This is a genomic window from Novosphingobium sp. HNCC26DJ243, assembly GCF_057180545.1.
In genome coordinates this window covers 806,092-826,900 of the sequence record NZ_JBXUGN010000001.1, presented here as the reverse complement: position 1 = coordinate 826,900, position 20,809 = coordinate 806,092, and the positions used below count along the sequence as shown (strand labels likewise).

Genomic DNA, 20,809 nt, shown 5'->3' with positions numbered 1-20,809 from the left:
ATGGCTCGCGCGATCACCGTTCGCTCCTGCCGCCGCGCCGCTCTTCTGCAAGACCGGTGCGGTTGGCCGTCCGTGGGCGTTGCCTCCTCATTGCAGCGCCGCTCCCGACAAGTCGGACGGCCTCCTGCAAAGGGGAGGGTTGGAATGCCAGTCGTAACTCTCCATTTCATCCGCGCCGGATGGAGGCATGAGCCCTCGCCGCACGGCCTGGTGGAAAGTGCCGGTGGGCACCCCGTTTCCGCGCATATCAGTCCACAGGTTCGCGCACTCGCAAGCCACCCAAAGGCACCTGCAGAATGGTTACGCTGCAAACCAACCATGCTTGGATCGATCTGCGAAATTTCGCCCGATTTCAGTGACTTGCGCCACTTCTTTCGGCCGATGTCTCGCTCTCGACAAGCAAAAGCTGCGCCTCATCCGCGAGTCGCGCAAGCAAAAAGTGCGGGAGTTATCCACAACCCCCGCACCTTTCGGTGGATAGTTTTGGACGAGCGCCGAAACGCCCGAAAATTCAACGACCCTGCTGAGCCAGCAAGCGCAAGCGCAGTGCGTTGAGCTTGATGAAGCCCGCCGCATCCTTCTGGTCGTAGGCGCCGGCATCATCTTCGAAGGTCACGTGACGCTCGGAGTAGAGGCTGTCCGGCGACTTGCGGCCGACGACCGTGGCGCTGCCCTTGTAGAGCTTGAGGCGGACGGTGCCGTTGACGCGGGCCTGACTGTGATCGATCGCGGCCTGAAGCATCTCGCGTTCGGGTGCGAACCAGAAACCGTTGTAGATCAGCTCGGCATACTTGGGCATGAGTTCGTCCTTGAGGTGCGCGGCACCCCGGTCGAGCGTGATGCTTTCGATGCCGCGATGCGCGCGGGCGTAGATTTCGCCGCCCGGCGTTTCGTACATTCCGCGGCTCTTCATGCCGACGAACCGGTTCTCGACGAGGTCGAGACGGCCGATGCCATGCTTGCGGCCGAGGTCATTGAGCGCAGAAAGCAGTGTTGCCGGGCTCATCGCCTTGCCATTGAGCGCAACGCCATCGCCCTTTTCGAAGTCGACGGTGATGTATTCCGGCGTGTCCGGCGCGTCCTCGGGGTTGACGGTGCGCGAATAGACGTAGTCCGGGGTCTCTTCCCACGGGTCCTCGAGCACCTTGCCCTCGGACGAGGTATGGAGGAGGTTTGCGTCGGTCGAAAACGGGCTCTCGCCGCGCTTGTCCTTGGGCACCGGGATCTGGTGCGCTTCGGCCCAGGCGATCAACGCGGTGCGGCTGGTCAGATCCCATTCGCGCCATGGGGCGATGACCTTGATGCCGGGTTCGAGCGCATAGGCCGAGAGTTCGAAGCGTACCTGGTCGTTGCCCTTGCCGGTCGCGCCGTGAGCGACGGCATCGGCGCCGGTCTCGCGCGCAATCTCGATCAGGCGTTTGGAGATGAGCGGGCGGGCGATCGAGGTGCCCAGCAGGTAATCGCCTTCATAGCGGGCATTGGCGCGCATCATCGGGAAGACGAAATCGCGGACGAATTCCTCGCGCAGATCATCGATATAGATGTGATGATCGGGCACGCCCATCAGTTTGGCCTTGGCGCGGGCCGGTTCGAGTTCCTCGCCCTGACCGAGATCGGCGGTGAACGTCACCACCTCGCAGCCGTAGGTGACTTGAAGCCACTTGAGGATGACGGAGGTGTCGAGGCCGCCGGAATAGGCGAGGACGACCTTCTTGATATCGGACATGGGGCAAGGACTCCCGTGGAAACAGCGCGCCGCGCGCCTAACAGGCGAGGTCCAACATCGCAAGTTCTGGTGGGCCGCGATAAGAAAAGTGGATCGGTACGTCGCTCTTCCGAGATGGTGCCGGGAACGTGAACCATATGTAATCGTTGAGCGTTTTGGGGAAGCCAGAACGTGAAGGTATGAGTGCATGAGGGTCGCGGTAATCGCGAATTGTCAGGGTGAGGGTGTTGCCCGCTGTCTTGCCGCAATGGGGGTCGGGTTTGATTTCCAGATTATCCGGCCCGGAGAGATCGCCAAGGCCCGGATCGAACCTGATACCGAACTCGTGCTGGTTCAGGACGAGGTTGCAGCGATGGCCAGCAGGTTGCTGGCGTCAGGCGCGGCTGCGCGTTTGCGGCAAGTGGTGTTTCCAGCGATATACTTCTCCGCCTATCATCCTGATTTCGTTTATGTGCGATCGTCGGTGGGTTGGCTCAAAAGCCCCATCGCCAGTGCCAACTCCGCCATCATAACCGCAGCCTGGATGCGGGGTTACAGTGTGGCCGAGACAGCGGGGCTCTTTCGCGAGGATACCTTCCGCGAACTGGGATACTTCGATCATTGGGACATTTCCGAGTCCAGCCTGCTTCACAGGGCTGATGCCCTGGGCATGGACTTGCGCGGCGAACTGGCTGACTGGCGCCGGACCGGCTGCTTCCTGCATTGCCCGAACCATCCCAAGACCACGCCGCTGGCGGGCTTGGCGCGAAGTATTCTTGGCTTGCTCAAGATTCAGCCGAAGGTGAAGTATCCCGAGGGCCTTGTCAGCGATCAGCTGGCCAACAATCTGATCTGGCCAGTATATCCTGAGATTGCGGCATCCTATGGCTTGCGGGGCGAGTATATCTTCAGAGGGAAGGAGCAGAAGGGGAATTCGGGCGAGGGATGCTATGATCTCGAGCAGTTCGTATCGTCGTGCTTCGCCATGTGGCACGAAGAACCCAAAGAGGGGTTAGTCTGTGGAAGGTTCGACGATCCCAGACTGGAAAAGCTCGAAAGTCTCAGGCGACGCCCGCTTGTGGCTGGCAAACCGACCAATCCTTATGCCGGATTGCCTGCGCATCAGCGCTGGAAACTGGCTGTTGCCAAGCCTGATGCGCGCGATCTCGATCCCATGGTGTCTTGCGAGATCACGATCGGCAAGGACGACCGTGTTGCAACCGCAGGCAGCTGCTTTGCGCAGCATATTTCACGCGCACTGACAGAGCATGGATATCACTTCTACAACGTCGAAAATGGCAAGGGATTGCCCAAGGACGAAGCGATTGCCCGGAATTTCGGTGTGTTTTCGGCAAGGTTCGGCAACATCTACACGGTGCGCCAGTTGGTGCAGTTGCTCGATAGGTCGGAAGGCCGGTTCTGTCCGCAAGAAACCGCCTGGCAGCGCGAAGACGGCCGGTTTGTTGATCCGTTTCGCCCGCTGATTGAGCCTGCGGGCTTTGCAAGTCCTGAGGATGTCGAGCAGGCTCGGGAAGCGCACTTCGCGTTTGTGCGCAAGATGTGGCGCAAATGCGCGGTCTTCGTCTTCACGCTTGGCCTGACCGAGGCATGGGCGAGCCGCGCGGACGGGGCGGTCTTTCCAGTCGCTCCGGGCGTTCACGGGGGCAGCTTCGACCCGGAAAGACATGCCTTCCACAATTTCGGGGCAGACGAAACGATTGGCGACTTGCGCGAATTCCTGGCGAAATTGCGCGTTATCAATCCGTCCGTGCGGGTGATCCTGACGGTCTCTCCTGTACCGTTGATTGCCACGGCCGAGAACCGTCATGCGCTGGTCGCCACGACCTACAGCAAGTCGGTGCTGAGAGTAGCCGCCGAAGATGTGTCGCGAACCGATTCCCGCGTGGAGTACTTCCCTTCTTATGAGATCATCACCGGAAGCTACAATCGGGGAGCCTACTTCGAGGACGATTTGCGGAGCGTCACCGCAGACGGTGTGGCCCACGTGATGCGCGTGTTCATGAAGCATTTCTCGGCCACGCCTTCGACGGCTGACGAGGATGAAACAGAGCCGCAGGCCGACGTCGGCGAACGTGAACGCGCGGCCATCCTCTTGCGCAAAGAGGTCAGTTCAGGCCTGAAAGTGGTGTGCGACGAGGAAGAGGTCGAGCGATCGATGGAGCATCAGGGGAACTGAGCGACGGCGCAAGATCTGGCGATTTGGCTTGCCGCTCGACCCCTCTGGCATGACGAAGCCGCGAACGATCAAGCAAAATTGCGCATGCCCTTGCAGTCTTGGGCAGGCCTATGGCTGGACAAATTCCGCGATCAGGCGCTCTGCCTCAGCCGCTTCGGCAACCAACTGGCGCAGGGCGTTCGCGGTATCCTGCAGCAGACCGGTGCTGACTGGACGCTCGCCATTGATAAAGCGGCGGATGGCGCGTTCGTCGATCCCGAGGCGGCGCGAGGCTGCGGTGGTGCCGCCGAAGACCTGGACGCAGTGGGCAAAATGCTCGCACGGATCCAGCATTTTGGACGAATTGGTCATGGGTCTCGCTTTCGGATAGGCAGGCTTTGCGCGTTGCGGCTGCAAATGGAATGGCAGAAGTCCGCGCTTTGGCTTATCGCGCGAAAAATGGAAATGACGAATGACGATATGGCGCTGAGCAGGCCGCAACGGCGCTTGCTGCGGCGGATCTACAACGGACGGACGGTTGCGATCGTGGCCGATGGCAGGGAATTCCTGACCTTCAAGGATGCCAACCGGTATCTCCTGTCGCTCTCGCCTGACGCGCGCGAGGCAGCTTATGTCGCGATGAAGCTGCAGGGGACGTAAGCGGCGCTGTGACCGGCTTTGCCATACGCGAACATCTGTTGCTTTGCCCGGGAGCGTTCGGTTCCCGGTGCGATCTGGACGACACATCCAGCGCGCCGGGCCATGCCAATCGCGCTGGATGTCGTCGTTGAACGCCTGAACTCACTGGCGCGCCCGCCTCACGGTTGAAGACTGACGCTGGCGCCGATCAGGTTTGGGCAGTGTCGCTCAACGTGTGCCGATGACACTGAAGACGTAGGTAAGCTTTGTGCCGTCGGCCAAAGGATAGGAGGTAAAGCCGACTTCCTGGGCTTGCGGGCCAAACAGCCGTCCCTCCAGTTCGGACAAGCCGACGTCCTTGTCACTCACTGTCGCGAAAAACTGGCCATCACGCTGAAGGTCAGCCACCACTTCGTGCGTGCCCAGATCGATTGTGTCGGTGGTGTTTCCGCCCATGAGCGTGTACTTGATGCGCACCTTGGAAGCCACGGTATCGACCTCCAGAGAGATTAAGCCACTCAGAATATAGGTGACGACTTTTCCGCCAACCGGCTTGTAGGCGAGGCCTTCAATTTCAAATTTCTTGTATGTGACCTGCGCCTCGGTGGGCATGTTGGTCGACAATGTCGGTACGCCCGCCGCGCACCACATCGAATCCGAACTTCCCTTAAGATATTTGACGATGCGGGAATACTTGGCGAAAGCATCACTGATGAGGCGCAGGGATTGCTCTTTATCCTTCTTGAAAAGGATCAGGGCAGTATTCTCAGCCGACTTGTCGGTCGGGAGGAAGGATACCGGCCCGATTTCGTCCGACGGGGTTGCAACATAGGCACGCGTGTCACGCGCAAAACTGAAGCGCCCGATTTCCTTGTGGCTGGGTTGTGTCGTCAGGTTAGAGCCGGTGACGCAAATGCCCGAATAGGGATAGTCGTTTATTTGCGCGTCGAACTCCCTGTATCCCAACGACGCCGGGCTGGGCGTAGGTGTTGGCGTGGGAGTCGGTGTAGGCGTGGGGCCAGGCGCCGGGCTAGGCGTCGGCGCGGGCACGACAACCGGATTTCCGCCGCCGGAATCGCCGCCGCCACCACAGCCAGCAAGAAGGGCAATGGCAGACGTCATCACCGCCCACTTCAACTTCTGCATTATGCCCCGCCCAGTAAAATATCGAGTTTCCGCTGGTGGGTTAGATTGTTCGCGGGATGAAGAATGTGCGCAGGATCACATTCCGCCCATCTTGGCTCACCACAGTAGCCAGTGCGAGTGGCCTTAATTTCCCGGCATCAAGTGCCAAGTGGGTGCCTCGTCCAGCGCTGACAGCCTTGCCCATTCGTGCTGGATGTAGTCGCGCGTCATGGGCAGGGTGTTGCGGCGTTTCACGCTCTGGATATGGAAATTGACCATGTTGCCGTGGCGGAAGCTCTGCTCTGCTCCGGCGAGATAGAACTGCCACATGCGGAAGAGGCGCTTGTCATAGAGCGCGGTGATCTGTTCTTCGTGGAGGCAGGTGCGGCGGTACCATTCGGCCAGGGTATAGGCGTAGTGGTAGCGCATGAATTCGATGTCGCCGATTTCCCAGCGAGTCTTTTCCATCGCGCCGACCAGCTCGCTCAGGGCCGGAATGTAGCCGCCGGGGAAGATGTATTTGCGCGTGAACTTGTCGGTCGTGCCGGGCGGGCTGGTGCGGCCGATGGTGTGGGTGAGCATCACGCCTTCGTCGGCCAGCAGTTCATTGGTCTTGGCGAAGTATTCAAGGAAATGCGGGGCACCGACGTGCTCGATCATGCCGACGCTGGTGATCCGGTCGAACTGGCCGGGGACGTCACGATAGTCGATCAGCTGGAACTTGACCTTGTCGGACACGCCCGCCGCCTCGGCGCGTTCGTTGGCGAATTTTACCTGATCGGGCGCGAGACTGACGCCTAGCACCTCGCAGCCGAAGTGACGGTTGAGGTAGAGGCCAAGCCCGCCCCAGCCACAGCCGATATCCAGCACGCGCATACCTTCGGCCTTGCCCGGCTCAAGCAGCAGCTTGGCGGCGATGAGGGCCTTCTTGTCGACCTGCGCGCGTTCCAGCGTGTTAGCCGGATCGCGGAAATAGGCCATCGTGTATTGCCGGTCCTCGTCGAGGAACAGTTCGTAGAACTGGCGGGTGAGGTCGTAGTGGTGGACGACGTTCTTCGAGGCCCTGGCGCGCTCGTTGATCTGGTCTGCCCGCGAGGCGAGTTTGCCGAGCAGCTTGCGCACCGGTCCCTTGCGATCGATGCCGCCGGCTGCCTTGGCGTTGGACATGACCAGCAGGATGAAATCGCGAATGTCGTGCGGCGGTTCGATGACCATGCGGCCGTCCATGTAGGCCTCGCCCGCGCCGACGCGGGGATCGCGCGCGATGTGCATGGCAGCGCCCTTGTCGGTCAGACGAATGCGGACAGGCGTGGTGCCGCTGCCGTACGTGTATTCCTTTCCGTCATGATCGGTCACGACGAGGGGGCCCGTGCGGACAAGCCGCTTCAGCATCTGGTCTAGCAGCCACATTTGATCAGGATATTCGCACGGCGAGTACCCGCAAGCGCAAAATGGCGTATGCACGCCGCTCGATCCACTTTGCAGAACGGCTTTGAAGTGGCAGAGGGGGAAGAGATTGCAGCTGTAACCAGTCAAAGGCCCATTGCCATGCGCGTTCGTCACTATTCTCTCGCCGCAGCAGCCCTCGGGCTGGGGATTGCCTCGACCGCCCGCGCAGACGAGGGCATGTGGACCTTCGACGCCTTTCCGACCGCGCAAATGCAGAAGGATTACGGCTGGGCACCTGACGGCAAGTGGCTCGATCGGACGCGTGCGGCGGCGGTGCGTCTTACCGGCGGCTGCTCGGCCAGTTTCGTCTCGCCGCAAGGTCTGATCCTGACGAACCATCACTGCGTGGTCGAATGCGCGCAGGACAATTCGACCGACCAGAAAGATTACCTGAAGGATGGCTTTGTGCCCGCGCGGCGCGAGGAAGAGCTGAAGTGCCCGGGCCAGCAGGCCGAAGTCGTCACCGCGATCACCGACGTGACAGCGCGGGTCAAGGCGGCGATGGGCGCGCTCGCGGGTTCGGAACTGGTCAAGGCGCGCAACGCGGCGATCGCGCAGATCGAGAAGGAAGGCTGCCTGGACGACAAGACCACGCAGTGCGAAGTCGTCACGCTGTTCGGCGGTGGGCAGTACAAGCTCTATACGTTCCGCAAGTATTCGGACGTTCGGCTGGCTTGGGCGCCGCAGTTCCAGGCGGCGTTCTTCGGGGGCGATCCCGACAACTTCAACTACCCACGCTATGCGCTCGATGCCGCGTTCCTGCGCGCCTACGAGAATGGCAAGCCGGTACAGGTAAAGTCCTTCCTCAAGTGGAACCCGCGCGCGCCGCAGGTGGGCGAGGCGACGTTCGTGGTTGGCAATCCGGGCTCTACCCAGCGCCTGTTCACGAGCGAGCAGATCGCGTTCCAGCGCGAAGTGTCGCTGCCATTGACGATCACCACGCTTTCCGAACTGCGCGGACGGTTGATCTCGGCGATGGACGCCAATCCGCAGCAGAAGCGCGAGGGTGGCGATGATCTGTTCGGAATCGAGAACAGCCTCAAGGTCTATATCGGACGGCAGAAGGCGCTCAACGATCCGGTGTTTGTGAAGATGCTGGCCGATGCCGAGGCGGACCTCAAGGCCAAGACGCAAGGCAAGCCGGGGATCGGCGATCCGTGGAGCGACGTGTCGAAGGCGGTTGCCGCCTATCGCAACATCTACCTGCCCTGGCGCTACATCACGCCCAACGGCACGCTGATGGGCTATGCTCAGACCATCGTGCAAGGGGCGGCAGAACGGGCCAAGCCCAACGGCGAGCGTCTGCCAAGCTTCAGCCAGAGCAACATCGCGTTGACCGAGAAGACGCTGCTCGATGCGGCGCCCGTCTATCCATGGCTGGAGCAGATCGATCTCGCCTGGAGCCTGTCGAAGGCGCGCGAGTATCTGGGGGCCGACGATGCCGACACGCGCCTGTTGCTGGGCAAGGAATCGCCCGAGGCATTGGCCGAGCGGCTGGTGGGCGGCACGACGCTTGCCGATCCGGCAGCGCGCAAGGCTTTGTGGGAGGGCGGACAAAAGGCGGTGGAAGCATCGACCGATCCACTCATCGTCTATGCGCGCAGCCTCGATACGCGGCAGCGCGAGCTCAAGAAGATGGTGGACGAGCGCTATGCCGGGCCGCTGGCCGGAGCGGGTGCAAAGCTCGCCGACGCGCGGTTCGCGGCCTATGGCGACAAGGTCTATCCGGACGCCACGTTCAGCCTTCGCATCAGCTATGGCAAGGTGCAGGGCTGGACCGAGCGCGGGCAAGAGGTTGCGCCGGTGACGACAATGGGCGCGGCATTCGACCGCGCGACCGGCGCGCAGCCTTATGACTTGGCCAGCGGGTTCACGGCGTCGGCGGCAAAGATCGACAGGGCAACGCCGTTCGACTTCGTGACGACCAACGATATCATCGGCGGGAATTCGGGATCGCCGGTCGTGGACCGCGCGGGCACAGTGATCGGTGCGGCGTTCGACGGGAACATTCACTCCATCGGCGGCAATTATGGCTACCAGAGCGAGGTGAACCGCACTGTTGTGGTGAGCGCGGCGGCGATCCAGCAGGCGCTCGAAATCATCTATCCCGCTCCGGCGCTGGTCAAGGAACTCAAGGCCAAATGAAAAAGGGCGGGGCCTTTCGGTCCCGCCCCTTCCGGTTGAATGGTTCGAGCGTTCAGCGGCAGCGTGCGCCGCTGCGCTCGATCTCGCGACCGAGCAAGGCACCGCCAACTGCACCGAGGACCGTACCAGTGGCGCGTTCGCCGCTGGTGTCGATCGCACGACCGAGAAGGGCACCGCCTGCCGCGCCGATGATCAGGCCGGTCGTGCCATTGCTGCGCTTGCAGTAGTAGCGGCCATCATTCCCGCGCCAGATGCGATCGTTGCTGCTGAGGCGGCGCGGTTCGATATATCGGCCTCGGCTATCGTAGATCGACCGCTCCTTTGCCCGATGGCCATGTGCGGGTGCCCAACGCGGCGGATCGGCAAATGCGGGTGCCGAAGGCAGGGCAATTGCGGCGAGTGTTGCCGCAAGAATGGTTTTCTTCATCGGTTTGCTCCCTTGGAAATCCAGAACTTTACCGCAAGACGCGGTCTTCCAAATGACAACAAGAAGCATCGGCTTATGATCCACAACGCCAGATGAACGCTGGGATTTCGGTACAAGACTGCGGCAAGGCGGGCATAAGGTGCGACGAGGTGAATGATCACACGGACCGTCATTTCATTTTCCTACATGAACCTTTATGGTTATCTAGTTGGGCTGAATGTTCCAATGATGGAGTCAGCGATGCCCAATCCCGACATAACTTTTCCCGGACGCTATACCCCTGTGAGTGCGGTCGCCTATGCGAAGGCAGACGGATCGACCGAACTGGTCAGTTCATCCACGCCGATGCCCGTTGTGCTTGGCGGCAGTGCGACAAGCCTTGAGCCCGGCGGCGCGCCGATCACCGGCACGGCCATGCCATCGGGCGGGACCGGGCTGACCGGGTGGCTTTCCGCCATCTACCGGGCCTGTACCACTGCCTTGCCGAGCGGTACCAATCACATCGGCAATGTATTCGTCGATGACGTATCTGATAACCTTACGGTTTCAGGCAGCGCGACGTCGGCCGCGACGGTGATTTCAGCTTCGACGATCGGTTTTGCGGGCGGCACGATCCAGGTGACCGGCGCCGGGACGGGATGCACGATCACATACGAACAATCGAACGATGGCACTACCTGGGTCGCCCTGCCGGTGCTTGCGGTCAATATCAGTACGAGCACCCCGGCGGTTACGACCAATGCTGCCGGACTTTTCGCCTTTGCCACGAGCGCTGCCTTCATCAGGGCGCGCGTTTCGACGTATGGCAGCGGCACAGTAAGCGCGGTGCTGGTGCTCAAGCGCAACTCGCTCAACGTGATGGGCACATCGCTTGCCGGCAGCAACGCGGCGCTGGGCAGCGTCACCATGACCGGGACGGCGAACACCGGATCGGGCTTTACCGAAAGCACGACTGCGCTGGCAGGCTCGGCCTCGTTTACCGGGACCGGGCGCGCCAACACGCAGAGTCAGTATTCCTATTTTATCGCAACCGGCTTTGCCGATGCAGCCGGGACAATGTTCATCGACCAGTCTCTCGATACGGGTGCGACGTACCAGCAGCTCATGTCGGTTTCCGTCGCGGCCAACACCTCGCAGCAACTCTCCGCGCGTATTACCGGCGCCTACACGGCCGCGACGCTTTTCCGGGTGCGGTTCGTCAACGGCGCAACCGCACAGACCACCTTCCGACTTTCCTCGGCGTTCTCGGCGCGCTGAGCATCAATAATTCCACTGTACTTGCGCGCGGACCAGATCGCCTTTGGCGCGGCCGGTCCGCCGCTCGTCGGCTTCGCTGCGATTGACGTTGGCGTAGCTGAAGGTCAGTTCCAGTTCCTTGAGCGGCAGCCATTCGACACCCATTTCGTATTCGTCGACTTCGAGGCGCGGAGAGTTGGTCGCAGCCTTCCATCCGCCGCGATAATGCTGCCAGCGTGCGAAGGGGATGATCTGCCCGATCGGTGACCTGGGCACGCGGTACATGGCCATGACATAGCCGCCGGTGGAGTTCTTCGCCTGGATCGAGCCTGTGGCGCGGTCCCATTCCGGCGTCTTGCCCCAGGTCCATTCCGCCTGCAGGCCGAAGGGCCTGGGATAGAGCATGGCGTGGATGCCGACGTGGTTGTCATCGAAGTCCACAGCCGAGACACCGCCTGCGCGGATTTCCGGGCGGAACTTGTTGAGCATGGCCGAAGCCCCGACTTCGGCGACCTGGCCTTCGAACAGCCCGCCGAGGCCGTCGAGACGGAACGGCATCGTCGCCATCGCGACGGTCATCATTCCGCCGTTCTTTTCAGTGCGGTTGATCGTCTGGCCGTTGTAGACGCCAAGGCCCAGCGCGCCGTAGTTGCCAAACAGCTTCTGGCCATCGTGCGACAGTTCGTCCCAGATCGCCTGAATCTTCGGCGGGGTGTAATAGGCCACTATGCCAAGATCGCGCTCGCCCGGAACCGGGGCGTTGATCGCATCGGTGCGGTCGAGCGGCACACGGTTGGACGAGCTTTGCAGGTTCTCCCAACCGAACGGCACCTTGGATTGGCCGAGGCGAACTTTCAGCGTCTTGGCCTTGTCGAGCCAGACGTCGGCATAGGCATCGCGCATCTGGAAGAAGTTCTGGCGCGATTCGCCGCCGGTCTGGTTGCTGACAGCGGCCGAGAGATCACCTTGCATGTAGAGCGAGACGCGGTTCGAGATGTCGCCCTGGACTACAAGCCGCGCGCGACGGATCGAATAATTGCCGTTCTCGTTGATGCCCGAATCCTGCACCGAGCGCAGGCGCGAGATGCCGGCGGGCGCATTCTTATCGCCCGAGATGACCTCGTTCATGCGCAGTTGGGTGTAGCCGCGCAATTGCAGCTTTTCATACCAGGCCTTCTTCTTTTCGGGCGAAGCGGCGGGTGCGGGAGTTGCCGCGGCAAGCTGGACTGACGCGGCAGCTGCGGGTTGAACCGGCATGGGGGCCGATTGGGCGAGGGCTTGCTGGGAGGGGGGCTGCTGGGAGAACGCGGGTGCAGCCGAGGGCAGCGAGGCTTGCGGCTGCTTGAGCGCCATGACCATCGCCTTGAGCTCATCGACCTGCCGCTGGAGATCGGCGATCTTTGCCGACTGGTCCTCGGCGGCCATGGCAATCTGCGGCACCGAAATGAACACGGTTGCCGCCAATGCCGCCTTGAAAGCCTTCGATCCTGTCACTGCCTGCTCCGTCGCTGGGTTACGAGGGCTGGGCTAGGTCGGTAAAATGACGAATATGTGACAGCGGATTGACGGTATCGGACGTAGTGATCTCGCGACATGGGCTGGGTCATGTAAATGATATATAACGGAAATATTGCAGATCGGGGATCTGCTGAGGGTTGTCACGAAACCGTCGCGCGATTGTAATGAATCATTGCTGGGGCAGATTTCTGCCGCGTTCCTCCGCCTATCGTGACTTGTTGGCGCACACCTGCTAACGGCGCGGCCATGACCGACCTCGCGCTGATCCGCAATTTTTCCATCATTGCCCACATCGACCATGGCAAGTCCACGCTTGCCGACCGCCTGATCCAGTTCACGGGCGGCCTGTCCGCGCGCGAAATGTCCGAGCAGGTGCTCGACAACATGGACATCGAAAAAGAGCGCGGGATCACGATCAAGGCGCAGACCGTGCGGCTGGATTACACCGGCAAGGACGGCAAGACCTATCAGTTGAACCTGATGGACACGCCGGGCCACGTCGACTTCGCCTACGAAGTCAGCCGCAGCCTTGCCGCATGCGAAGGTGCGCTGTTGGTGGTCGATGCGGCGCAGGGCGTGGAAGCGCAGACGCTGGCCAACGTCTATCAGTCGATTGAGCACGACCACGAAATCGTGCCGGTGATCAACAAGATCGACCTTCCGGCGGCGGAGCCCGACAAGGTCAAGGCCGAGATCGAGGATATCATCGGTCTCGATGCGAGCAATGCGGTGCTGACCAGCGCCAAATCGGGCATCGGCATCGAGGAAGTGCTCGACGCCGTGGTCGAGCGAATTCCTCCGCCGGGAGGCGATCGCAATGCGCCGCTGACGGCCATGCTCGTGGACTCGTGGTACGATCCCTATCTCGGCGTCGTCATCCTCGTGCGCGTGATCGACGGCGTGATCCGCAAGGGGCTGCAGGTCAAGTTCATGGCCGGCGGGACCGAACACCTGATCGACCGCGTGGGCTGCATGCGCCCCAAGATCGAGACGCTCGACGAACTCGGGCCGGGCGAGATCGGCTTTATCACAGCGCAGATCAAGGAAGTGGCGCAGGCGCGCGTCGGTGACACGATCACGACCGTCAAGGGCGGTGCCGTGAAGGCTTTGCCGGGCTTCAAGGAAGTGCAGCCGGTGGTGTTCTGCGGCATCTTCCCGGTCGATGCCGCCGAGTTCGAGAAGCTTCGCGAAAGCATCAGCCGCCTGCGTCTCAACGATGCCAGCTTCAGCTTTGAGATGGAATCGAGCGCGGCATTGGGCTTCGGCTTCCGTTGCGGATTCCTTGGCCTGCTGCACCTCGAGATCATCCAGGAGCGGCTGAGCCGCGAATATGATCTGGACCTCATCACCACCGCGCCCTCGGTGGTCTATCGCATCCAGATGCGCGCGAGCCGCACCGACGACGCGCGAGAGATCCTGCTGCACAACCCGGCCGATTATCCCGATCCGAGCCGGATCGAGCAGATCGACGAGCCGTGGATCAAGGGCACGATCTATACCCCTGACGAATATCTCGGCTCGATCCTCAAGTTGTGCCAGGACCGCCGCGGCATCCAGACGGGGCTGACCTATGTCGGTGGTCGCGCGCAGGTGACCTATGAACTGCCACTCAATGAAGTGGTGTTCGATTTCTACGATCGCCTCAAGTCGATCAGCCGTGGCTATGCCAGCTTTGATTACGAGCAGATCGGGCTGCGCGAGGGCGATCTGGTCAAGATGAGCATTCTCGTCAACAACGAGCCGGTCGATGCGCTTTCGATGATCGTGCACCGCAGCGCTGCCGAAGCGCGCGGACGCCACATGTGCGAGCGCCTCAAGGACCTGATCCCGCGCCACCTGTTCAAGATTCCGATCCAGGCGGCGATCGGCGGCAAGGTCGTGGCGCGCGAGACGATCAGCGCGATGCGCAAGGACGTGACTGCCAAGTGCTATGGCGGCGACATCACCCGCAAGAAGAAGCTTCTGGAAAAGCAGAAGAAGGGCAAGGCCCGGATGCGCGAGTACGGCAACGTCTCGATCCCGCAGGAAGCCTTTATCGCCGCGCTGCGCATGGGCGAGGAATAAGGCGCCGTCGCACAGGGAGATGGGACTGGCGTGCGCGGTTCATCGCGGTCGGCACGCGCTTTGCCTTGACTTTTGCGCCGCCAATCCCCACGTGCGAGAGGCTATCGTCGCATGCGACGGAATTTGTGGCTGCACGGCCGTTCCTTCCTTTCACGCGCTACCAGCCCCGACTCGCAGCAGTGCGGCGGGTTTCTTCTGTTTTCGCGAAAGGAAAACATCCATGCCTTGCGGCAAAACCAAGTTCCGGGTGGCCTGACCGATGGCGAAGGAAGAACTGCTCACCCTCGATGGGGAGATCGACGAAATTCTTCCCGATGGCCGCTTCGGCGTCATGCTGGAGAACGGCTATCGCATCATCGCATACACGGCGGGCAAGATGCGCAAGTTCCGCATCCGCTCGATCGTGGGCGACCGTGTGAAGGTCGAGATGACCCCATACGATCTTACAAAGGGCCGTATTGTATTCCGCGAAAAGATCGCGGGCGGTGGTGGTCCCGGTGGCGTCAGGCGGCGCCGCTGATTTTATCAGAACACAGGAATTGAATGCATAACAGTTACGTGAATTCGAACATCGCGCTCAAGGCACCGCTCTTCGCGGTCCCGGTCCGCAAGGAACCGCAGCGCACCTCTCCCGTCCTTTCGCAACGCGAACTACGGGAAATAGTGCTCCAGATGGTCGGCTGAAGGCCTCATCGGAGCAAGACAGCGGCGGCAAGTCCATCCGGACCTGCCGCCTTTTTCTTGTCTGCGATCAGCGCGCCTTGGGCGGGCCCTTGCGGTGCGGCTTGCCATCGAGGCGGCCGCGCGGGTGCGGACGAGGGCCGCCGGGATGCTGGGGCCGGGGACCGCGCGGGCCATCATTGCGCGGGCCATCGCTGGACGGGCCGCGACGATTGTCGCGCGCCACTTCGCGCGGGCCGTCGGGCGCAGGCTCGATGTGGATGCCGTTCTCGTCCTCGCCCTTGGGGTCGGCGGTGCGGCGCACGGCGTCGGCAAAGCGGTCGGCGATGGCGCGCGGCACCTGGAACCAGGTGTCGTTGGCCGAAATGCGGATCGCGCCGATTTCCTGGCGTGAGACATGACCTCGGCGGCACAGCGTCGGCAGGATCCAGCGTGGGTCGGCGTTCTGGCGACGGCCGACGTCCATGCGGAACCACACGACGTCCTCGAATCCCGCACGGTGTGCAGGCTGGGCGCGGTTGTCGGCGCCACCGCCGGAGAGCAGTTCTTCGGGCTGAGGCAGCGCGGCGCGGTGCGCGCGGACGAGCGCGGCCGCCAGTTCCTCGGCGCTGCGCTGTTCGAGCAGCGAACGCGCGATCTCGAGATCGGCTTCGTCGGGCTCGACCGGCGCAAGGATTGTTTCAAGCAGGCGTTCACGGTCCTGCGCGCGGATGGCTTCGACGGTCGGCACTTCGGCCCACTCGGCGTTGATTCGCGCGCCGCGCAGCATCATCTCGACCCGGCGGCGACGCGGGAAGGGCACGATCAGGACTGCGGTGCCTTTCTTGCCGGCACGCCCCGTACGGCCCGAGCGGTGCTGCAGCGTCTCGGCATCGCGCGGGATTTCCACGTGGACCACAAGGCTGAGCGAGGGCAGATCGATACCGCGCGCGGCGACGTCGGTCGCGACGCAGACACGGGCGCGGCGATCGCGCAGGGCCTGAAGCGCGTTGTTGCGTTCGGACTGGCTGTGCTCGCCCGAAAGCGCGACGGCGGTGAATCCGCGTTCGACCAGCGTGGCGTGCAGGCGGCGGACATTGTCGCGAGTGGCGCAGAACAGCATCGCAGTCTCGGCTTCGTGGAAGCGCAGGAGATTGACCACGGCAGCCTCGATTTCGGCCGGGGCGACGGCGACGGCACGGTAGGCGATGTCGCCATGGCCACGCTCTTCACCCACGGTCGAGATGCGCAGCGAATTGCGCTGGTAGCGCTTGGCCAGCGCTTCGATCGGCTTGGGCATCGTTGCCGAGAACAGCAGCGTGCGGCGGCCTTCGGGCGTGGCGTCGAGCAGTTCTTCCAGATCTTCGCGGAAGCCCATGTCGAGCATTTCATCGGCTTCGTCGAGGACGACAGAGCGCAGCGACGAGAGGTCGAGCGCGCCGCGTTCAAGATGGTCTCGCAGGCGGCCGGGCGTGCCGACGACGATGTGCGCGCCATGGCTGAGCGCGCGGCGCTCACGCGAGGGGTCCATGCCGCCGACGCAAGTTGCGATGCGGGCCTGCGTCGGGGCGTAAAGCCAGGTCAGTTCGCGGCTGACCTGCAGAGCGAGTTCGCGAGTCGGTGCGATCACCAGCGCGAGCGGTGCGACGCTGTAGGGCATCGTGGTTTCATCGCCGAGCAGTTCGCCTGCCATGGCAAGGCCAAAGGCCACGGTCTTGCCCGAACCGGTCTGGGCCGAGACGACCATGTCGCGCCCGGCGGCTTCGGCCTGGGTCACCGCGGTCTGCACCGGGGTGAGGGCGGTATAGCCATGGTCTTCGAGAGCCTTGGCGAGAGGCTGGGGGAGGTTTTCAAAAATCATCGTCGTATCGCTAATCCGGCCGCTTGAGCGGCGCTTTCTGGTAGGGTCAGTCTGCCGGCTGTTTGCGCGCGAGTTCCCCGCGCGCATCGCTCTGGCCCCGATGTATCCCACAAGACTCTGGCGATGCAGTTCGCGCGCCCCTTACATCCTTGGCGCGCGTTTGGCTTGTGTTTTCTTTCCGGCACATTCGACCGGGTGGCAGGATGCCGCTAGCGCAGCGCCTTGCCACCGATTACACAGATGTGTAAATTTGCTGTTTGGCAGCCTTGGCGCTGCGCGGGAGAGACAATCATGGCGCAAAGTGCTGCCGCAGTTCTGAACGCGGACGAAATCGAAAATGGCGTGCGTGAGGCGCCTGCGCGCATTCGCTATCTCGACGAGGGCGACTATGTGACTCGGCGCTATGTCAGCCAGGGCGCTGAAATGAACACGGGCGAGTATGTCGACCACGACTGCGTCGTGCGCGACGGAATGCCGATCCGCGATCATTTTACGCTCGATAGCCACGGCTTCACGCTGGGGCGGCACCAGACCGCCGTGACCGATTTCCATGACCGGGCGGCGGTCGATGCGCTCTATATGAAGGAGGTGGAAGGCCTTGTTACGCAGCTGTGCGGCGCAACGCGCACGGCGGCACAGGGTTGGATGATCCGTACCTCGGCCGATCTTTCCGCGCGGGCGAAGGAAAAGGTCGCTGGCTACCAGCACAATGGCGGGATTCAGCCTCCCGCCGGCGAAGCGCATGTCGATTACAACGAAATCACCGGACGGCGCGCTGCCGCGAGGGTTTATGCCGACCGGTTTCCCGACGGGCCGGGCTACAGCCGCTATATCTGCTTCTCGCTCTGGCGCACGTTCTCGCCAGGTCCGCAGGACTGGCCGCTGGCCGTGTGCGACGGGCGGACGGTGACCAACGAAGAGACGGCTTCCAACACGCTGTTCGTGGTCGACGAGTTTCCTGTTGGCGATGCGCTGACCGCGCCGGTCGAGGGCGAGGATCAGATGATTGCCGCGACGATCTTCCGCCATCGCGACCGTCATCGCTGGTGGTATTTCTCGAACATGACGGCGCAGGATGTGCTGCTGTTCAAGTTCCAGGATAGCGATCATTCGGTGACCTGGCGGTGCCCGCACACGGCGTTTCATGACACCAGCTTGCCCGATGCGCAGACGCGCACGAGCATCGAAGTGCGCTGCATCGCCTTCTTCGAATAGGCAAAAGGAAGGCGGTTGACGGCCAGCGCGTTTGACGACAGGCAGGCGCGATGATCGATCCCCGTCATTTCCGCAATGTTCTTGGTACGTGGCCCACGGGCGTCTGCGTGATTACTTCGGTCGGTGCCGATGGCCAGCGTCACGGGCTTGTCGTCGGCTCGTTCACTTCGATTTCTCTAGATCCGCCACTGGTCGGCTTCTTCCCGGACAAGCGCTCTGGCACGTGGCCGCTGATTGCCGAGGCAGGACGCTTCTGCGTCAACGTGCTGGGTTCGAGCCAGCTTGACCTTTGCCGGCGATTTGCCGCCCGCGCGCAGGACAAGTTTGCCGAACTGGCGCACGGGCACAGCCCTTCGGGCCAACCCCTGCTCGAGGATGCAATTGCATGGATTGATTGCCGGATCGAGCGGGTCGAGGATATCGGCGATCACCTGCTTGTCGTCGGGGCAGTCGAAGCGCTGGACCGGCGTGAGGACGGCACGCCGTTGCTGTTCTTCCGGGGCGGATATCACGATCTTGCGGGCCTGCCGGAGTCCTGAGCGACCGGCGTCCTGCCCGACTGCAAACATTTTTGCGGTTTTTGACCTTGGTCAACGCAGATGCAGCATCGGTATCCTAGACCTGATTTCGACGGAGCGGGGTGCTTTTCTCCCCACAGGCAGTGCCCCGCTTCGGCGATTTCTCCCCAACTCGGGCGGACCGGAGACCCCGGACGCCCGATTTTTTGGGGGGGCATAGTCCCCTGCGCGATGCTCCCTGCGACGTTTCGCCAATTGCTCGCAGTGTTTCCGGGTGTTATCGCGTCAAGATGAGCTCCTGTGACACATGCGTCGTCCGGAACCGGGCGATCTGCTCCGGCCTTGAGGACCGCGAGATTTCGGCGCTCAACGCGATCGGACGCCGCCGTAACGTGACCGCGGGAGAACCGCTGATCTGGGAGGACGACGACTCGCTGCTCGTCGCCAATGTGATCGAAGGCGTGCTCAAGCTGACCACCAGCACCGAGGACGGTCGCGAACAGATCGTCGGCGTCGCCTATCCGTCGGATTTCATCGGGCGACCGTTCGGCCAGACCAGCAGCGCCAGCGTCGTGGCATTGACCGATGCGCGTGTCTGCGTTTTCTCGCGCAACGATTTTGATCGCTTCGCCCGCGAACATCCGGAGCTTGAACACAAGCTGCTGGAGCGCACGCTGGCCGAACTCGACCGTACGCGATCATGGATGATGCTTCTGGGGCGCAAGAACGCGTCGGAAAAGATTGCAACTTTCCTTCTCGAGATGTCGGACCGTCTGGCGGAGAGCGGCTGTACGCCGGCGTTCGGACCGGCCAGGCGCTTCTCGCTGCCGTTCTCGCGCCAGCAGGTGGCCGACGTGCTCGGGCTGACGATCGAAACGGTCAGCCGCCAGTTCACGAAGCTCAAGAACGAGGGCGTGATCGAACTTCCTTCGCGACGCGAGGTCGAGATCGTCGACCGGGGCGCGTTGCTGGCCATGGCGGGCTAGGACACTCCGGCTTGAATCAAAGAGAGCCCCGGCGGTCGTTGACCACCGGGGCTTTCTTTTGGAATTGGCGGGCAGGTCGGTAGCGAGGTGATCCCAGAACCCCGGCGCCTTCCTGCCCGCCATCCCCCTCGTCCGGCGCGCGTGGGGGGCGCCGGTGGGGTGGGGGATCCGGTCAGAAGCGGTAGGCCAGGCCTGCGCTGACGACCCACGGGTCGAGCGAGTGCTTGGTGGCGAGGACTTCGGTACCGCCAACGTAGAAGCGGGCAGTCGTGTCCATGAAGTACTTCTTGGCATCGAGACTGATGCCGAGGCCCTTGTCGTTGACCGGGATGTCGAGGCCTGCCTGGAGCGCGAAGCCGACGTCGTTCGACATCTTCACCTTGTCGACGCCGAGCGGGGTGATGCTCGATCCCGGCTTTTCACCGAAATAGAAAAACAGTGACGGACCTGCGCCGATGTAGGGCTTGATCCCGCCGCCCATCGGCAGATGATATTTGAGCGTCAGCGTGGCGGGCAGGACCAGCACGTGATCGACGATGTGGTCGGCTCCGGCTAGCGAGCCGGCGCCGCTCACGTGGTGCTGGGTGAAGCAGCAGATCGTCTCGGCCGACACGTTCGGCGTGAAGAAGTATTCGACCGCGAGCGTGGGCACGACGTTGTCGTTGGCGGTGGTCTGCGCACCGGCGGTCAGGCCCAGCGGGTCGTTCTTTACCTCGACGATCTTGCCGTCGGGCAGCACACCGGTGCCCAGCACCTTGACCTGCAGCTTGCCTTCGGTCGAACCGGCAAGAGCGGGCGCCGGGGCGATCGCTGCGGCGGCGAGAATGGCAGGGATGGCGGCGGTCATCAGCTTTTTCATTGCAACAGTCCTGCGCCACGGATGGCCTGCCCCTCGCAGACCGGAATCTCGTCCGTGGCCTGGGCAGCCTGATGCACTGCGGCGAATCACCCGGCATTGACGGAGCGCAAAAATCCGAAAGGCCGATCTACGACCAAAGTAGGATGCTGATTTTTCGCGATTTGATGTCGGTCAATGTTCTGCTGCCCATGCGGGTGCAGCGCGAAAGCAACATCACTCTATGGAA

General features: G+C 62.3%; 17 protein-coding genes. 10 read left to right on the top strand and 7 right to left on the bottom strand.

The genetic code is table 11. The features are described from left to right. Positions 1-511 precede the first annotated feature (511 nt). On the bottom strand, positions 512-1,726 hold the full coding sequence (locus AC2A04_RS03940; protein ID WP_484211008.1) for an argininosuccinate synthase: 1,215 nt from the start codon (positions 1,724-1,726) through the stop codon (positions 512-514). Positions 1,727-1,913: 187 nt separating this feature from the next. Between AC2A04_RS03940 and AC2A04_RS03935 the strand changes: the two genes are divergently transcribed. Both AC2A04_RS03935 and AC2A04_RS03930 read left to right on the top strand, forming a co-directional pair. Beyond that, positions 1,914-3,902 carry a GSCFA domain-containing protein gene (locus AC2A04_RS03935; RefSeq protein WP_484211007.1) on the top strand — a complete coding sequence of 663 codons (1,989 nt, stop codon included), beginning with the start codon at positions 1,914-1,916 and terminating at the stop codon, positions 3,900-3,902. Between the two features lie 78 nt (positions 3,903-3,980). Next, positions 3,981-4,541 (top strand): hypothetical protein, encoded by a 561-nt coding sequence (locus AC2A04_RS03930; protein WP_484211006.1) that lies wholly within the window; start codon positions 3,981-3,983, stop codon positions 4,539-4,541. 207 nt (positions 4,542-4,748) lie between these two features. Here the strand turns inward: AC2A04_RS03930 and AC2A04_RS03925 are convergent, their stop codons facing one another. Both AC2A04_RS03925 and AC2A04_RS03920 read right to left on the bottom strand, forming a co-directional pair. After that, positions 4,749-5,666, bottom strand: coding sequence for a hypothetical protein (locus AC2A04_RS03925; RefSeq protein ID WP_484211005.1), 918 nt, complete (start codon positions 5,664-5,666; stop codon positions 4,749-4,751). 123 nt (positions 5,667-5,789) lie between these two features. Then, positions 5,790-7,055 (bottom strand): class I SAM-dependent methyltransferase, encoded by a 1,266-nt coding sequence (locus AC2A04_RS03920; protein WP_484211004.1) that lies wholly within the window; start codon positions 7,053-7,055, stop codon positions 5,790-5,792. 138 nt (positions 7,056-7,193) lie between these two features. On the opposite strand from AC2A04_RS03920, the gene AC2A04_RS03915 reads away from it, so the two are divergent. Beyond that, positions 7,194-9,239 (top strand): S46 family peptidase, encoded by a 2,046-nt coding sequence (locus AC2A04_RS03915; protein WP_484211003.1) that lies wholly within the window; start codon positions 7,194-7,196, stop codon positions 9,237-9,239. Positions 9,240-9,291: 52 nt separating this feature from the next. On the opposite strand, the gene AC2A04_RS03910 is transcribed toward AC2A04_RS03915, so the two are convergent. Then, complete coding sequence (locus AC2A04_RS03910) at positions 9,292-9,666, bottom strand: glycine zipper 2TM domain-containing protein (RefSeq protein ID WP_484211002.1); 375 nt, start codon at positions 9,664-9,666, stop codon at positions 9,292-9,294. 240 nt (positions 9,667-9,906) lie between these two features. Here AC2A04_RS03910 and AC2A04_RS03905 point away from each other — a divergent pair, with 240 nt between their 5' ends. Further along, positions 9,907-10,923 (top strand): hypothetical protein, encoded by a 1,017-nt coding sequence (locus tag AC2A04_RS03905; protein WP_484211001.1) that lies wholly within the window; start codon positions 9,907-9,909, stop codon positions 10,921-10,923. Positions 10,924-10,926: 3 nt separating this feature from the next. On the opposite strand, the gene AC2A04_RS03900 is transcribed toward AC2A04_RS03905, so the two are convergent. Continuing rightward, entirely contained in the window at positions 10,927-12,396 is a 1,470-nt protein-coding gene (locus AC2A04_RS03900) for a porin (RefSeq protein WP_484211000.1), read from the bottom strand. A 270-nt stretch (positions 12,397-12,666) separates the two neighbouring features. Here AC2A04_RS03900 and lepA point away from each other — a divergent pair, with 270 nt between their 5' ends. The 3 genes from lepA (at position 12,667) to AC2A04_RS03885 (ending at position 15,168) form a co-directional block, all read left to right on the top strand. After that, on the top strand, positions 12,667-14,484 hold the full coding sequence (gene lepA / locus AC2A04_RS03895) for a translation elongation factor 4 (protein ID WP_484210999.1): 1,818 nt from the start codon (positions 12,667-12,669) through the stop codon (positions 14,482-14,484). 259 nt (positions 14,485-14,743) lie between these two features. After that, positions 14,744-15,004: a translation initiation factor IF-1 gene (gene infA / locus AC2A04_RS03890; protein WP_311507725.1), complete on the top strand. Its 261-nt coding sequence runs from the start codon at positions 14,744-14,746 to the stop codon at positions 15,002-15,004. A 23-nt stretch (positions 15,005-15,027) separates the two neighbouring features. After that, positions 15,028-15,168 carry a hypothetical protein gene (locus AC2A04_RS03885; RefSeq protein ID WP_484210998.1) on the top strand — a complete coding sequence of 47 codons (141 nt, stop codon included), beginning with the start codon at positions 15,028-15,030 and terminating at the stop codon, positions 15,166-15,168. A gap of 67 nt (positions 15,169-15,235) precedes the next feature. Here the strand turns inward: AC2A04_RS03885 and AC2A04_RS03880 are convergent, their stop codons facing one another. Further along, positions 15,236-17,005, bottom strand: a complete 1,770-nt coding sequence (locus AC2A04_RS03880) for a DEAD/DEAH box helicase (RefSeq protein ID WP_484210997.1) — start codon at positions 17,003-17,005, stop codon at positions 15,236-15,238. A gap of 291 nt (positions 17,006-17,296) precedes the next feature. On the opposite strand from AC2A04_RS03880, the gene AC2A04_RS03875 reads away from it, so the two are divergent. The 3 genes from AC2A04_RS03875 (at position 17,297) to AC2A04_RS03865 (ending at position 19,724) form a co-directional block, all read left to right on the top strand. Then, positions 17,297-18,220: a CmcJ/NvfI family oxidoreductase gene (locus AC2A04_RS03875; protein WP_484210996.1), complete on the top strand. Its 924-nt coding sequence runs from the start codon at positions 17,297-17,299 to the stop codon at positions 18,218-18,220. A gap of 50 nt (positions 18,221-18,270) precedes the next feature. Then, the gene (locus AC2A04_RS03870) at positions 18,271-18,759 is read left to right on the top strand and encodes a flavin reductase family protein (RefSeq protein WP_484210995.1); all 489 of its coding nucleotides are present in this window, start codon (positions 18,271-18,273) and stop codon (positions 18,757-18,759) included. A gap of 269 nt (positions 18,760-19,028) precedes the next feature. Next, a complete protein-coding gene (locus tag AC2A04_RS03865; protein ID WP_484210994.1) occupies positions 19,029-19,724 on the top strand; it encodes a Crp/Fnr family transcriptional regulator in 696 nt (231 codons plus the stop codon). Positions 19,725-19,896: 172 nt separating this feature from the next. Here AC2A04_RS03865 and AC2A04_RS03860 read toward each other — a convergent pair whose 3' ends face one another. Then, the gene (locus tag AC2A04_RS03860; protein WP_484210993.1) at positions 19,897-20,583 is read right to left on the bottom strand and encodes an OmpW/AlkL family protein; all 687 of its coding nucleotides are present in this window, start codon (positions 20,581-20,583) and stop codon (positions 19,897-19,899) included. Positions 20,584-20,809 lie beyond the last annotated feature (226 nt).